Annotated in this window: 14 protein-coding genes; 6 read left to right on the top strand and 8 right to left on the bottom strand. The window is 68.4% G+C overall.

Going from position 1 to position 13,786, the window contains the following annotated elements; translation table 11 throughout:
* Positions 1 to 9 precede the first annotated feature (9 nt).
* Genes ACFTWF_RS07260 through ACFTWF_RS07250 form a run of 3 tightly spaced genes read left to right on the top strand, consistent with a single transcriptional unit; the run spans position 10 to position 1,516 of the window.
* Complete coding sequence (locus ACFTWF_RS07260) at positions 10 to 540, top strand: flavin reductase family protein (RefSeq protein WP_378460584.1); 531 nt, start codon at positions 10 to 12, stop codon at positions 538 to 540.
* Complete coding sequence (locus tag ACFTWF_RS07255) at positions 537 to 1,178, top strand: GTP cyclohydrolase II (RefSeq protein ID WP_378460583.1); 642 nt, start codon at positions 537 to 539, stop codon at positions 1,176 to 1,178. The genes ACFTWF_RS07260 and ACFTWF_RS07255 overlap by 4 nt, the downstream gene beginning before the upstream one ends.
* Positions 1,160 to 1,516, top strand: a complete 357-nt coding sequence (locus tag ACFTWF_RS07250; protein ID WP_378460582.1) for a hypothetical protein — start codon at positions 1,160 to 1,162, stop codon at positions 1,514 to 1,516. Before ACFTWF_RS07255 ends, ACFTWF_RS07250 begins: the two co-directional genes overlap by 19 nt.
* Here ACFTWF_RS07250 and ACFTWF_RS07245 read toward each other — a convergent pair.
* From ACFTWF_RS07245 to ACFTWF_RS07230, 4 genes are all read right to left on the bottom strand, one after another.
* Positions 1,506 to 2,285: a response regulator transcription factor gene (locus ACFTWF_RS07245; protein WP_378460581.1), complete on the bottom strand. Its 780-nt coding sequence runs from the start codon at positions 2,283 to 2,285 to the stop codon at positions 1,506 to 1,508. The genes ACFTWF_RS07250 and ACFTWF_RS07245 overlap by 11 nt on opposite strands.
* 124 nt (positions 2,286 to 2,409) lie before the next feature.
* Positions 2,410 to 3,984, bottom strand: a complete 1,575-nt coding sequence (locus tag ACFTWF_RS07240; RefSeq protein WP_378460580.1) for an acyl-CoA synthetase — start codon at positions 3,982 to 3,984, stop codon at positions 2,410 to 2,412.
* Positions 3,981 to 5,210, bottom strand: a complete 1,230-nt coding sequence (locus tag ACFTWF_RS07235; RefSeq protein WP_378460579.1) for an acyl-CoA dehydrogenase family protein — start codon at positions 5,208 to 5,210, stop codon at positions 3,981 to 3,983. The genes ACFTWF_RS07240 and ACFTWF_RS07235 overlap by 4 nt, the downstream gene beginning before the upstream one ends.
* A 35-nt stretch (positions 5,211 to 5,245) precedes the next feature.
* Positions 5,246 to 6,331: a phosphotransferase family protein gene (locus ACFTWF_RS07230; RefSeq protein ID WP_378460578.1), complete on the bottom strand. Its 1,086-nt coding sequence runs from the start codon at positions 6,329 to 6,331 to the stop codon at positions 5,246 to 5,248.
* Between the two features lie 225 nt (positions 6,332 to 6,556).
* On the opposite strand from ACFTWF_RS07230, the gene ACFTWF_RS07225 reads away from it, so the two are divergent.
* Complete coding sequence (locus tag ACFTWF_RS07225; protein WP_378460577.1) at positions 6,557 to 7,870, top strand: MFS transporter; 1,314 nt, start codon at positions 6,557 to 6,559, stop codon at positions 7,868 to 7,870.
* Between the two features lie 41 nt (positions 7,871 to 7,911).
* Positions 7,912 to 9,456: an acyl-CoA synthetase gene (locus ACFTWF_RS07220; RefSeq protein ID WP_378460576.1), complete on the top strand. Its 1,545-nt coding sequence runs from the start codon at positions 7,912 to 7,914 to the stop codon at positions 9,454 to 9,456.
* On the opposite strand, the gene ACFTWF_RS07215 is transcribed toward ACFTWF_RS07220, so the two are convergent.
* The 4 genes from ACFTWF_RS07215 to ACFTWF_RS07200 all read right to left on the bottom strand — a co-directional run bounded on the left by ACFTWF_RS07215 (position 9,432) and on the right by ACFTWF_RS07200 (position 12,884).
* The gene (locus ACFTWF_RS07215) at positions 9,432 to 10,688 is read right to left on the bottom strand and encodes an MFS transporter (RefSeq protein ID WP_378460575.1); all 1,257 of its coding nucleotides are present in this window, start codon (positions 10,686 to 10,688) and stop codon (positions 9,432 to 9,434) included. The two genes, ACFTWF_RS07220 and ACFTWF_RS07215, sit on opposite strands and share 25 nt — an antisense overlap.
* A 224-nt stretch (positions 10,689 to 10,912) precedes the next feature.
* Positions 10,913 to 11,275 carry a PH domain-containing protein gene (locus tag ACFTWF_RS07210; protein WP_378460574.1) on the bottom strand — a complete coding sequence of 121 codons (363 nt, stop codon included), beginning with the start codon at positions 11,273 to 11,275 and terminating at the stop codon, positions 10,913 to 10,915.
* Positions 11,272 to 12,273: a YihY/virulence factor BrkB family protein gene (locus tag ACFTWF_RS07205; protein WP_378460573.1), complete on the bottom strand. Its 1,002-nt coding sequence runs from the start codon at positions 12,271 to 12,273 to the stop codon at positions 11,272 to 11,274. Before ACFTWF_RS07205 ends, ACFTWF_RS07210 begins: the two co-directional genes overlap by 4 nt.
* Positions 12,270 to 12,884 (bottom strand): TetR/AcrR family transcriptional regulator, encoded by a 615-nt coding sequence (locus ACFTWF_RS07200; RefSeq protein ID WP_378460572.1) that lies wholly within the window; start codon positions 12,882 to 12,884, stop codon positions 12,270 to 12,272. Before ACFTWF_RS07200 ends, ACFTWF_RS07205 begins: the two co-directional genes overlap by 4 nt.
* Positions 12,885 to 12,994: 110 nt before the next feature.
* Between ACFTWF_RS07200 and ACFTWF_RS07195 the strand changes: the two genes are divergently transcribed.
* Positions 12,995 to 13,786, top strand: a 792-nt coding sequence (locus ACFTWF_RS07195; protein WP_378460571.1) for a crotonase/enoyl-CoA hydratase family protein, incomplete at its 3' end; no start/stop codon positions are given.

Here is a 13,786-nt window from a genome sequence, read left to right as displayed (position 1 = left end):
AAGGTACCGATGCGCACCACCACCGAACCGCACCTCACCGCCACCACCCCCGAACACATCCGCGACGCCTACCGCACCGTCCTCGGAAAATTCTGCACCGGCGTCGTCGCCGTCACCGCACTCGATCCCACCGGAAACCCCGTCGGACTGACCGTCGGCTCCTTCAGCTCCGTCTCCCTCGACCCCGCCCTTGTCGCCTTCTTCGTCGCCCACACCTCCACCACCTTCCCCACCATCGCCGCCTCCGGCCGCTTCTGCGCCAACATCCTCGCCGCCGACCAACACCACCTCGGCCGCGCCTTCGCCCGCAGCGGCACCGACAAATTCGCCGGCATCGACTGGACCCCCGCCACCACCGGATCACCCCGCCTCACCGGCGCACACGCCTGGATCGACTGCCACGTCGACCTCGTCCAACCCGTCGGCGACCACCACCTCGTCGTCGGCCGCATCGTCGAACTCGGCGCCACCAACACCCCCGACCCCCTGCTGTTCTACACCTCCACCTTCCGCCAACTCACCCCCACGAGCCCGGCATGACCACCGCCCACCCACTCCGGTCCATCGTCCGCTGCGCCGACGCCACCATCCCCACCGACCACGGCCCCTTCACCGCCATCGCCTACCGCGGCGCCACCGGAATCGAACACCTCGCCATGGTCTACGGCGACCCCGCCGGCACCACCGCCCTCACCCGCGTCCACAGCGAATGCCTCACCGGCGACGTCCTCGGCTCCCGCCGTTGCGACTGCGGCCCCCAACGCACCGCCGCACTCGAGCGCATCGCCGACACCGGCGCCGGGGTCCTGCTGTACCTGCGCGGCCACGAAGGCCGCGGCATCGGACTCGCCGCGAAAATCGCCGCCTACCAACTCCAAGACCAACTCGGCCTCGACACCGTCGACGCCAACCTGCACCTCGGGCTGCCCATCGACGCCCGCGACTACACCGACGCCGCCGCCATCCTCCACGACCTGCGCATCCACTCCATCGACCTACTCACCAACAACCCCGCCAAGGCCGCCGGCCTCACCGCGGCCGGCATCACCGTCGCCGCCACCACACCCCTCCAGATCCCACCGAACGACCACAACAGCCGATACCTCGCCACCAAGCGGGACCGGCTGGGCCACAGTCTTACTCACACGGAGGAGAATCCATGGACCGCACGCCCCTGAGTCAGGTATTCGAGAAGATGTCGGTTCTGTACTCGACCCCGCACTGGGCAGGGACGTTCGACGACCTCGCCGAGGTCCTCGGACCCGCCGGGTTCAGCGACGGGCGGGCGTGGGCGACGTTCTCGACCGGCACGACCGCGCTGTGCCTCTCCGACGAATCGGACGTGCCGCCATGGTGTCTGCTGGGGAAGACGCACGACGTCGATGCGGCCGCGGCCCTCGCCCGGGACGCGGGATGGGATGTCGGCGAACGGACCGTCGGCGGTCACGAGTGCCGTGTGGTGCTTCGGTCGCCCCGCGGATTGACGGTGATCGCCTACTCGCCGCTCACGCCGTAGGTCGCTGTCCTCGCCGCAGCACGCACGCGGTGAGCGACGCGCGGTTCCGGAGTCCGGTGGTCTCGAAGATCCGGCTCATGTACTTCTTGATGGTGAATTCGGACAGCGAGAGTATCTCCGCGATCTCGCTGTTGCTCAGGCCGTCGCTCACCAATTCGGCCACCTGCATCTGGCGTGGAGTCAGGCTGTGCAGCGGATCGAGGGTTCCGGAGTCTCCGGCCTCCGCCAGCCGCAGAGATCGACTCTGGGCGCGGAGTTGCCGGGCGAGAATCTGCACCGCCATCGTTTCACTTGCATCCCAGCGTCGTTCACGGTCGAACATGCCCACCAGCGCTTCACCGTCGGCGAGCCGAAGATGCAGTGCCGACGCCGTTCCCATCCCGTGCGGATGCAGATAGTCCTCGACGTACGAGCGTTGCGGCCCGGGCAGCGCGTGCAAGTGGTCGAGGGCGATGAACCCGGTGCGGGTCAGCGATCGGCGTGCCTCGGGGAGCGCGAAGATGTCCTTGTCCCGCCATCGGGCGTGGTACTCGTGCAGCAGCGGCGAGGCCGCGCCCGTCAGCAGCGGCGCCGGGTCGGCGAAGATGTCGGAATACGTCGGCCCGAAGAAGAACGTGACATCGCGGACCCGGAACACCGTCGCAATGGATTCCACGACGGTCCGCTTGTAGTCGGCGGCCTCCTCGACGTCGCTGCAGAGGTCGAGAACCTCGAGGATCCCGTGCAGCTGCGAGCGCGACAGCACGTCCTTCCACGACTCGGTACCCATGTTCGCCTCCGATCCCAGGTGAGTGGCAATGCGTGCCCGAACACACATTGCCACTCACGTCACCGTGGCCCGAGGCTTTCCCCCGCGGCGTGTGACGGAATCGATGGGCATGATGGTTTCCTGCTCAGTCTTGGGCAATGGAACCGAATGTGTCTCGGAGAACTCGCTTGAGGATCTTGCCGCTCGGGTTCTTCGGCAGGGAGTCGGCGATGACGACGTACTTGGGCACCTTGTAGCCGGCGAGTCGTCCGCGGCAGTGCTCCACCACGTCCTTCTCGTCGAGTTCGGCTCCGGCGGCGGGGACCACCACTGCGCACACCGCTTCGATCCACCGCGGGTGCGGTACCGCGAACACGGCGGCCTCACCGACGCCGTCGAGTTCGTACAGCGTTTCCTCGACCTCCCGGGTCGCGACGTTCTCCCCGCCGGACTTGATCATGTCCTTCTTGCGGTCGACCACCCACAGGTAGCCGTCGTCGTCGAGGTAGCCGAGGTCGCCGGAGTGGAACCAGCCGCCCGCGAACGCTTCCGCGGTCTTCTCGGGTTGCCCGAGGTAGCCGACGGTGGCGTGCGGGCTGCGGTGCACGATCTCGCCGACCTCGCCGGCCGGCAGCGGCTCGTTCCGGTCGTCGACGATCCGCGTCTCGACGTTCAGCGCCGGCTTCCCCGCCGAACCGCCCCGCGTCTCCTGGTCTTCCGGTCCGAGCGCGGTCGCGAGTGACGCCATTTCCGTCTGCCCGTAGAAGTTCCACAACAGGATGCCGGGCAATGCCCGCTTCATGTCGCGCAGGATCTCCACCGGCAGCGGCGAGGCCCCGTAGTAGCCCTTGCGCAGCGAACTCAGGTCGGTGCCTGCGAAGTCCGGTGACTGGAGCAGCGAGATCCACACCGTGGGTGGGCAGAACAGGTTGGTCACCTGCTCCGCCGCGATGGTGCGGAGCAGCACCTGCGGGTCGGGTCCGTCGACGATGATGCTCGTCGCGCCGAGATAGATGTCGGTGCTGAGGAAGTTGTCGAGCTGGGCGCAGTGGTACAGCGGCAGGGCGTGCACCTCCACGTCGTCGCTGCTCATACCGCCTGTGACGATGCAGCTGATGTACTGCCACATCAGCGACCGACTGGTGAGCATCGCGCCCTTGGGCCGCGACTCGGTGCCCGACGTGTACATGATGCGGATGACGTCGTCGTCGGCGACGAATACCTCCGGTGCCGAATCGTATTCGCCGTGCGTCCAGCCGGCCACCGAGCGCCAGCCGTCCGGAACCGCGCCGCCGCTCAGCGGGATCGCCGCCCGCAACCGGACGGTTCCCTTCGATTCCGCGAGCGCCGTCTCGGCGACGGGCACCAGCGCGTCCTCGACGACGAACGCGTCGGCCGCGCAGTCGTCGAGGATGTATCCGATCTCCCCGCCGGTCAGCATGAAGTTGATCGGGACGAGAACCACACCGAGCCGGGCGGTCGCGAAGTTCAGCACCGGGTACTGCCAGCAGTTGTGCGACAGCAGCGCGACCCGGTCACCGGGGCGAAGGCCCTCGGCGTGCAGCGCCGCCGCCACCCGGTCGATGACGGCATCGAACTCGGCGAACGTCAGTCGCACGTCGCGGTGCACGACGGCGAGCTTGTCCGGGAACCGCGCCGCCGACCGGCGCGGAATGTCGCCGATGCACTGCTGCCGCGCGCGCGTCGTGTCCTCGTTCACCCGCGCACTTCTTTCAGTACGGGGGTGGCGGCGAACTCGGCGCGGGCCAGGGAGCGGCGGTGCACCTGGTCGGGACCGTCCGCGATCTGCAGGAACCGGGCCTGCGCGTACAGCACCGGAAGGATGGTGTCCTCCGACAGTCCGGCGCCACCGAAGATCTGCATCGCATCGTCGACGATCTGCTTGACCGTCAGCGGGACCATCACCTTGGCGGCGGCGATGTCGTGGCGGGCCGCCTTGGTGCCCTCGACATCCATGCGCCAGGCGGCCTTGAGCACCAGCAGCCGGGCGGCGTCGAGGTGGATGCGCGCATCGGCGACGGTGGCCTGCACGACGCCCTCGTCGGCGAGGGGCCGGCCGAACGCGACACGGGTGCGGGCGCGTTCGGTCATCAGCGCGATGGCCCGCTCGGCCATGCCGATCAGCCGCATGCAGTGGTGGATGCGGCCCGGACCGAGGCGGGCCTGCGCGACCGCGAAGCCCTTGCCGCGCGGTCCGAGCAGATTCGCCTTGGGGACGCGGACCTTGTCGAAGACGATCTCGCCGTGTCCGCCCTCGTGGCGGTCGGTGAATCCGAGCACCCTGGTGGAGCGGACGATGTTCAGGCCCGGTGTGTCCATGGGCACCAGGACGATGCTGTGCCGGTTGCCGACCGGGGCGTCGGGATCGGTGACGCCCATGACCATGGCCACCCGGCAGTCGTCGCGCAGGGCGGCGGTGGACCACCACTTGCGGCCGGTCAGCACCCAGTGGTCGCCGTCGTCCGCGATCTCGAGGCTGACGTTGCCGGCGTCGGAGCTCGCGACATCCGGTTCGGTCATCGAGAAACACGACCGGAATTCGCCCGCGAGCAGAGGTTCGAGCCATTCCGACTTCTGCTCGTCGGTGCCGTAGAGATGCAGCAGTTCCATGTTGCCGGTGTCCGGCGGGTTGCAGTTGACCGCCTCGGGTGCGATCAGCGGGCTCCAGCCGGTGAGTTCGGCGAGCGGCGCGTATTCGAGGTTGGTCAGGCCCGCGCCCTCCCGGGCGGGGAGGAAAAGATTCCACAGGCCTTCGCGTTTCGCGGCGGCCTTGAGGTCGGCGACGATCGGCGGCGCACCCCAGTGGTCCGGTTTGGACGCGAGCTGTTCCTCGGCGATCTGCTCGGCGGGCAGCACCCGCTCCTGCATGAACTTCGTCAGCTTCGCCTGCAGTTCCAGCACTTTCGGGCTGTACTCGAATTCCACTTCCGTGGCTCCAATCTGTTTCGGTGATGCCGCGGTCAGCGGCGAAGCTCGGACACGGGCGACGCGGCGGCGAGGTCGAGCGCGCGCTGCAAGAGCGGGCCGACCATGTCGCCGACATCGTCGAAACCGCCGCCGACGGTGCCGCCCTGCGCGTGCCGGGCGTTGATGCCCTCGAGGATGACGGCGATCTTGAAGTCGGCAAACACCGTGTACCAGTCGATGTCGGGGATGTCGATGCCGCGCTGCGCGGCGTAACGATCGAGAAGTTCGGCGCGGGTGGGGAATCCGTCGAGTCGCGCGAGACCCTTGGTCACCGGGTTGTCGACCGCTCCGGGCTGGTCCCAGAAGCTCAGCATGATCCCGACATCCGCGAGGGTGTCGCCGAGGGTCGCCATCTCCCAGTCCAGCACCGCGACGATCGTCCCGGCGTCGTCGTGGGAGGCGAGCACGTTGTCGAGTTTGACGTCGCCGTGGACGATGCCTGGCAGGTGTGAGGTGGGCAGCGCCCGGCGCAGTTTGTCGAGCAGCACGGCCACCTCGGGGCGGTCGGTGGTCCGCGACGCCTCCCATTGCCGGGACCAGCGGTCGAGTTGCCGTTCGAGGTAGCCGTCGGGGCGGCCGAAGGAGCCCAGCCCGACCGCGTCCGGATCCACACCGTGCAAGTCCGCGAGGGTGTCGGCGAGGGCCAGTCCGAGCCGGCGACGGTCCGCGGGGGTCAGGGCCGACGCCTGCTCGACCGTCCCGACAGGCATCCCGTCCACCAGTTCCATGAGGTAGAACGGCGCGCCGAGCACGGCCTCGTCCTCGCACAGCAGCACCGCCTCGGGCACCGGAACGGCGGTTCCCGCCAGTCCCCGGATCACGGTGAACTCGCGCTTCATGTCGTGGGCGCTCGGCAGGACGTGCCCGTACGGGGGGCGCCGCAGGACCCACGTCCGGGCGGCGTCGGCGACCCGGTACGTGGGGTTCGAGCGACCACCGCTGATCAGTCCCGCCGACAACTCCCCCTGCACACCCCCGTCGAGAGCGGTGTCGAGGTAGGCGGCGAGGGCGGTGAGGTCGACTCCTGCCGAATCCTCCCGGCCCGCGTCGGTGTCCGCTTCGGCGTGGGACGTCGTCATCCGCTGCGTCCTTTCGAAATCTGATTTCAGCCAAACGCTCGTTCGGCTGCTGCCCATCATCGGACGAACGGCACCCGAAGTCAATAACCCGATACCGTGCAGATCAAGGCGACACCCTGCGGCGAGAGAATCGCCGATCGACCCGCTTGCCAATCGATCGTTCGCTTGCCATGATCCATCCGAAGTGATGCATGTCTCATCCGCCTCCGAAAGGTCAGGACACCTATGACGGACCAGTTGACCGGGTCTGCAGCCGCCACCGAATGGCGGACCGAAGACCGCGTGCGGGCACGCCGCGCCGCCGTCGCGGGCGGAGTCGGCACCCTGATCGAGTACTACGACTTCAGCCTGTACGGCTACCTCGCGATCGTGATGGCCCCACTGTTCTTCCCCAGCAGCGACCCGGCCACCGCGCTGCTGTCCGCGCTCGCCGTGTTCGGCACCGCCTACCTCATGCGTCCGCTCGGCGGCATCGTGTTCGGGCACATCGGCGACCGATTCGGGCGGAAGAAGGCCCTCCTCGCGACGCTCGTCTGCATGGGCCTCGGCAGCATGGCGATGGGATTCCTGCCCACCCACACGCAGGCGGGGATCTGGGCCACCGTGCTCCTCGTTTTCGTCCGGATGGTCCAGGGTTTCTCGGCCGGCGGTGAGGTCGGCGGTTCCGCCACGTTCATCTCCGAATCCGCGCCGCGGCACCTCAAGGCCACCTACGGTGCATTCACCCCGCTCGGCTCCACGATGGGATTCGCGATGGCCGCCGCGGTCGCGGGTACCGTGTCCGCGCTCACCACCGACGCGCAACTCGAGAGCTGGGGGTGGCGGGTCCCGTTCCTGCTCGCGTTGCCGCTGACCCTGCTCTGCCTGTGGGCCCGCACCCGGGTCGAGGAGACCCACGGCGACGACACCGAGTCCGGATCGGCCCAGACGCCCGTCGTCGCCGTCTTCCGGCGCCAGCCGCTCGCCCTCCTGCAGTCGGTCGGAATCAGTTTGGCGTGCAACGGAACCGCCTACATCGGCCTCACCTACATGAGCATCCACCTCATGAAGAGCCTCGGCTACGAACGCACCCCCGTCTACTGGATCGCGACCGCCGTCATCGGAATCGTCGCGCTCGCAATGCCACTCGGCGGGATGCTCGCCGACCGCGTCGGACGGTTGCGGTTCACCGTCATCAGCTTCGCCGGATTCGCGATCGTCACCTACCCGGCGATGGCCGTCATGCACCACAGCCTGTGGATCGCCGCGATCGCCTACCTGCTGATCATGGTCAACACCGTCGGCGCCCAGGTCGGCTCGTACACGCTCATGCCGCTACTGTTCGACAAGGACGTCCGCTTCACCGGCGTGGCCATGGGCTGGAACCTCGGCGTCGTCATCGCCGGCGGCACCGCCCCCTTCGTCGCCGTCTGGCTCGTGGAGAAGACCGGAAACGTCCAATCCCCCGCCATTTTCGTGATCGTGGCGGCGGTCGTCGGACTGATCGCCGTGGCCGGCGTGGCCCGGAGATCGAAGGTCGCGCAGGAACAACTCGGCTGAAGACATTCAACACCCGCGATCCATCACGAATTGGAGTACCCATGTATCCCGGCGCGCATGCTGCCACCACCCCCGACAAGCCCGCCGTGATCATGGCCGGCACCGGGCAGACGGTCACCTTCGCCGAACTGGAGTCCCGCTCGGTCCGCATCGCCCGGCACCTGAACGCGCTCGGCCTGCGTCGCGGCGACCACGTCGCGGTGCTGGCCACGAACACTCCCGCGATCTTCGACGTCTATTGGGCTGCCATGCGTTCCGGGCTCTACCTCACGATGGTGAACTGGCATCTCACACCGCCCGAGATCGCCTACATCGTCGAGGATTGCGGCGCCCGGGCCGTGATCGTCGACGCCGCACTCGACGCGGTCGCGGCTGAACTCCCCGCCCTCACCCCCGGCACCGAGCATCGGCTCGCGTTCGGGGGAACGATTCCCGGCTACGCCTCGCTCGACGACGCCGCGGCCGCGGAGTCCGACGTCCCGCTCCCCGACCAGCCACGCGGGGCCGACATGCTGTACTCCTCCGGCACCACCGGTCGCCCGAAGGGCATCAAACCGGAGTTGCCGGCACGGCAGATCCAGGACCCGGGCGACACCATGACCGGGATGAACGCGACGGTGTGGGGTGTCACGTCGGACACCGTCTATCTGTCACCTGCGCCGCTGTATCACGCGGCGCCGCTCCGCACCTGCGCGTCGGTGCAGGCGCTGGGCGGCACCGTCGTCGTGATGGACCGCTTCGACGCCGAGACGGCGCTCGCGCACATCGAGACGTATCGCGTCACCTACAGCCAGTGGGTGCCCACGATGTTCGTCCGCATGCTGAAACTTCCCGCGCAGACGCGGGAGAAGTACGACGTGTCCAGCCTCCGCGTCGCCGTGCACGCCGCCGCCCCGTGCCCGGTGGAGGTGAAACGGCAGATGATCGACTGGTGGGGGCCGATCCTGTCGGAGTACTACTCCTCCACCGAACTCAACGGCATGACCCTGGTGAACTCGGACGAGTGGCTCCGCAAGCCCGGAACCGTCGGGCGGGCCGCCCTCGGGGTCGCGCACATCTGCGGCGACGACGGGGCCGACCTCGCACCCGGCGAGGTCGGCACCCTGTACTTCGAGCGGGACACCCTGCCGTTCGAGTACCACAACGCTCCGGAGAAGACCCGGGACGCACAGCACCCGCAGCACCCGACCTGGACCACGACCGGCGACGTCGGATACCTCGACGAGGACGGGTACCTGTTCCTCACCGACCGGAAGTCGTTCATGATCATCTCCGGCGGCGTCAACATCTACCCGCAGGAGATTGAGAACACCCTCACCGAGCACCCGGCCGTCCTCGACGTCGCGGTGATCGGGGTTCCCGACGAGGAGATGGGCGAAACGGTGCTCGCCGTGGTCCAGACGGTTCCCGGCGTGGCCGGCGACGACGCGCTGGCCGCCGAACTGCTGGGTCACGTCCGGGAACGGCTCGCCCGTTTCAAGGTGCCGCGGAATCTCGTGTTCAGCGACGACCTGCCCCGCACCCCCACCGGAAAGCTGGTCAAGGGCATTCTCCGCGAGCGTTACTCCGCGGGTGTGACGGCCTGAGCCGTCGTCCGCCTGCGGTCGAGGACGATCGCGATGGTGAGGACGATCAGCCCGGCGACGCCGAGGAGTGCGCCGACCGCGGCCGGGGCGGTGTAGCCGTATCCGGCCGCGATCACGACGCCGCCGATCCAGGCACCGCCGGCGTTGGCGAGGTTGAACGCCCCGTGGATCAGCGTCGACGCGAGCGTCTTCGCGTCGCCTGCCGCGTCCATCAGCCGCGACTGGACGGACGGGAAGATCGCGGTCACGGCCACACCGATGAGGAACAGCACGATCAGCGCCGTCACCGGATTGCGGGCGGCGACGACGAACAGCGCCAGGACCGCGATGAGGGCGATCATGCACCCGAACAGCCCGGGGACCACCGCGTTGTCCGCGATCCGCCCGCCGATGACATTGCCGAGGATCATTCCCGAACCGAACAGCATCAACGCGACGGGAACCATCGTCTGCGGCAACCCGGACACCTCGGTGAGCGTCGAGCTGATGTAGGTGTACACGGCGAACGAGCCACCGAAGCCGACCGTCGCGAAGATCAGCGTCATCCACACCTGCACCCGGCTCAGCGCCCCGAGTTCGGCCACCGGGTTGCTCACGTGCACCCCGGCCAGCGGCGGGACCAGGCGGGCCAGCGCCGCCAGCGTCACGATGCCGATGATCACGACCAGCACGAACGCGGACCGCCAGCCGAGGATCTGACCGAAGAACGCCGTCGCCGGCACCCCGACCACGTTCGCGACCGACAGGCCCATCATCACGGTCGCGACCGCCTTGGCACGCTTTCCCGGCTCGGCGAGGTGCGCGGCGACCAGCGCCGCGACGCCGAAGTACGCGCCGTGCGGCAGCCCGGCGAGGAACCGGGCCGCCAGCAGCGACTCGTATCCCGGTGCGAGGGCCGTCGCGAGATTGCCGAGAACGAACGTCGCCATCAACGCGATGAGCAGTGTGCGCCGCTCGACGCGGGCGGCCAGCGCCGCGATCGTGGGCGCACCGACGACGACGCCGAGCGCGTACGCCGACACGAAGTGCCCGGCCACCGGCTCCGACACCCCGGTGCCCGCCGCCATCGCCGGCAACAGTCCCATGGACGCGAATTCCGTTGTGCCGATGCCGAACCCGCCGAGCGCCAGCGCCAGCATCGCGCCCCGCCGACTCGGTGACGGGATCCGCGGACGCAGAGACGGACGAGTGGCGACCGCGGGTTCGGTGAGCGCAACGGAGGGCGGCGTCATGGCAGCAGGACTCCCATCGGGGCTGATCGTAGGTTCGGCGAGCACGGGTCGTTGGACTCACCTGAGGAAATACCGGGCCGAGATCGTGGCAAACCGGCTGGTTCCAGTATGGGTGAGGCCGCAAGTGAATTAACAATCGAGGCGGGCGTGATTCCACTCACCGGCACCCGAGCGCGGTGCCTCGCCGTGACGTGGGCCGACGCACCGGAGCGGAGCGATCTACGTCACGTGATGTTCTGGAGGATCACCGTGTGGACGTGGTGGGCCTTGTCCATGCCGCGGAAGTCGGCCTCGTACGTCGTCTGGGCGACATCGACGGCGATGCTGCTGGAGGAGAAGAACTGGCCGGCCCACGACTTGTTGCTGAGGAACGAGACCGACCGGATGTTCTTGTACGGAATGGACGTAATCGCGGTGCGCTTGCCGACGAAGCTCTTGTCCTGAATGACGACGCGCAGATTCGTGATCGCGAGAAAGCCGGTGCCCGCGCCGATGCAGTCGTACACGGCGATGATCGTCTCACCGGGAAGAATTCCCTGCTGAACCTGCTTCAGCTGTTCCGACTTGTCGAAGATCGGATCGGTCACGGCTCCTCCTTCGACGTCGGTGCGGTCTCGTCCATCGTCCCAGAAAGTTCGTCGAACGTGACGTGGATTCCCTCGTGTGGGACCGCGCGTTGCGCCTTCGCCTGGTCGGTGAACGTCCGCTTGTCGCCGTCCGCGAGTTCGGCCTTGTCGGTGAACGGCACGAGCAGCGCCCGCGGGTGCAGCCTGTCGACGCGGACGACGTTGATCTCCACGCACACCACGATCACCGCGGCGGCGAGGAAGAGGAACGCCAGCAGCCCGAGCACGACGGCGAACACCCCGTTCGTCACCGACGCCGTACTCACCACCTTGCTCACGTAGTACGCACCGAACGATTGGAGCACCTGCCACAACACGGCCGCCGCGACGGCGCCGGGCGCGACGTCGGCGAGCGACAACGGGCGGGCGGTCGCGAGCCGGAACGCGAGGACGAAGATCGCGGAATTGATCGTGATCGCGGCGAGCATCAGGAGCACTGCGAACGATCCGGACAGATGCGTCGCGGCGCCGACCGCGGCGACGGCGGCCGTGCCGAGGACGGCGAGCCCGATCGTGCCGAGCAACAGCAGGCCCCGCAGCCGGCCGCGGATCGGGTCGGGCCGCATGTTCCGGGGAACCGACCACGCCGTGTTCATCGCGTTCTGACAGGCCAGCGCCACACCGAGTCCGCCGTAGATGGCGCCGACCAGCCCGATCACCAGGCCCGTCACCCCGCCGCCGATCCGGTGCGGGTCGGCCAGGTCGGCTCCGATCACCGGGAACTGGCTCAGCGCCGAGTCGATGATGTCCTGCTGCAGGTCGGGACGCCCGGACAGCACGAAGCCGAGCACCGTGGACAGCAGGAGCAGCAGGGGAAACAGCGAGATGAACCCGTAGTACGCGATCAGCGCCGCGAGATACACGCCCTGATCGTCGAGGAACTTGTACGTGACGGCGATCGGGAATCCCATCGCCGGATACTTCTGCTGAAGAGCGTCGAGCCGCCAGGCGAACTTCATGGTGCCGGGACGACCGGTTTCACCATCGCGAGGGCCAGGTCGGCGTAGCGCTCGGCCAGTTCCTCGGGGGTCATCGGTCCGTCGGCGTGCCACCACGTGCACACCGACTGGCCCATGTTGATGATGCCGCGGACGGCGTCCCTCGGGTACTCCGTCCCGAAGTCGCCCTCCTCGACGCCCCGCTCGATGACGTCGCGGAACAGGTGTTCCTGCTCGTCGCGAAGGGCGACGACGAGCCGGCGGCCGGCGTCGTCGAGGCTGCGGATCTCGGTGGCACCGACCATCGCGTCCCGCTGCCGGGTGGTGTGGAACATGACCCAGGCCCGCACCAGCGACTGCAGTTGGTCGGCGGGGGCGCCCCCCGACCGCAGCAGGGCACCGCGGGTCATCGCGATGGCGTCGTGGAGCGCGCGCACCATGATGTCCTGCAGAATCTCCTGCTTCGACGCGAAGTGGTGGTAGATCGACGCGACGGTGATGTCGGCGCCGCGGGCGATGTCACGCATGGACGTGCCGTGATAGCCGCGTTCGTTCATGTTCGCGACCGCGGAATCGAGGATCACCTGCCGCCCGGTGCCCGTGCCCACCGCGGCCGCCTTTGCAGCGCACATCCCTCGGTCTCCGTCCCCGTTCCACCCGTCACACGATCGCTCCCAGCGTAGTGCGTCCCGTCACAAAACCTGCTCTAGCGATCGTTCGGTAACAATGTCATGCTGGGTCGGTGGAGCACATCGAACTCGACGTCGCCGACGGCATCGCGACGATCACCCTCAACCGCCCCGACCAGCTCAACGCCTTCACCACCACCATGGAGAACGAGCTGATCGCCGCGTACGACCGGTTCGACGCCGACGACGCCGTGCGGGCGATCGTCGTCACCGGAGCCGGACGAGCGTTCTGCGCGGGCGCAGACCTGTCCGCGGGCGCCGACACGTTCGGGCAGTGGCAGGACGAGCAGGGGCAGGGCGAGGACGAGTCCGCCGACGCCCGGCGCGACGGTGGCGGCCGCGTGGTGCTCCGCATGTTCGAATCCCGCAAACCGATCATCGCCGCCATCAACGGGCCTGCCGTCGGGGTCGGCATCACGATGACCCTCGCGGCCGACTTCCGGCTCGCCGCCGACGACGCCCGCATCGGATTCGTCTTCAACCGCCGCGGCATCGTCCCCGAATCCTGCTCCACCTGGTTCCTGCCGCGCCTCGTCCCGCTCCAGACCGCCCTCGACTGGGTGTACTCCGGCCGGGTGTTCCCCGCCACGGAAGCTCTCGACGCCGGCCTCGTGTACAAGCTGTATCCCCGCGGGTCCCTGCTCGACGAGGCCTACGCCCTGGCCCGCAGCCTGACCGAACACTCCGCCCCCGTCTCCGTGGCGCTGTCCCGGCAGATGATGTGGCGGGCGCTCGGCGCCGAGCACCCGATGATCGCGCACCGCGTCGAGACCCGAGGGCTCAACATCCGCGGCATCGGTCCCGATGCGAAGGAGGGCATCACCGCTTTCCTCGAGAAGCGGCCC

The organism is Rhodococcus sp. NPDC056960, assembly GCF_042674125.1.
Taxonomy (GTDB): Bacteria; Actinomycetota; Actinomycetes; order Mycobacteriales; family Mycobacteriaceae; genus Rhodococcus_F.
This window is presented reverse-complemented; position numbering and strand designations above follow the sequence as displayed.

What these genes read in the sequence shown, in the direction of transcription:
- ACFTWF_RS07260 (WP_378460584.1), top strand. Translation starts at nt 10, where the DNA reads ATGCGCACCACCACCGAACCGCACCTCACCGCCACCACCCCCGAACAC.
- ACFTWF_RS07255 (WP_378460583.1), top strand. Translation starts at nt 537, where the DNA reads ATGACCACCGCCCACCCACTCCGGTCCATCGTCCGCTGCGCCGACGCC.
- ACFTWF_RS07250 (WP_378460582.1), top strand. Translation starts at nt 1,160, where the DNA reads ATGGACCGCACGCCCCTGAGTCAGGTATTCGAGAAGATGTCGGTTCTG.
- ACFTWF_RS07245 (WP_378460581.1), bottom strand. Translation starts at nt 2,285, where the DNA reads ATGGGTACCGAGTCGTGGAAGGACGTGCTGTCGCGCTCGCAGCTGCAC.
- ACFTWF_RS07230 (WP_378460578.1), bottom strand. Translation starts at nt 6,331, where the DNA reads ATGACGACGTCCCACGCCGAAGCGGACACCGACGCGGGCCGGGAGGAT.
- ACFTWF_RS07225 (WP_378460577.1), top strand. Translation starts at nt 6,557, where the DNA reads ATGACGGACCAGTTGACCGGGTCTGCAGCCGCCACCGAATGGCGGACC.
- ACFTWF_RS07220 (WP_378460576.1), top strand. Translation starts at nt 7,912, where the DNA reads ATGTATCCCGGCGCGCATGCTGCCACCACCCCCGACAAGCCCGCCGTG.
- ACFTWF_RS07215 (WP_378460575.1), bottom strand. Translation starts at nt 10,688, where the DNA reads ATGACGCCGCCCTCCGTTGCGCTCACCGAACCCGCGGTCGCCACTCGT.
- ACFTWF_RS07205 (WP_378460573.1), bottom strand. Translation starts at nt 12,273, where the DNA reads ATGAAGTTCGCCTGGCGGCTCGACGCTCTTCAGCAGAAGTATCCGGCG.
- ACFTWF_RS07200 (WP_378460572.1), bottom strand. Translation starts at nt 12,884, where the DNA reads ATGTGCGCTGCAAAGGCGGCCGCGGTGGGCACGGGCACCGGGCGGCAG.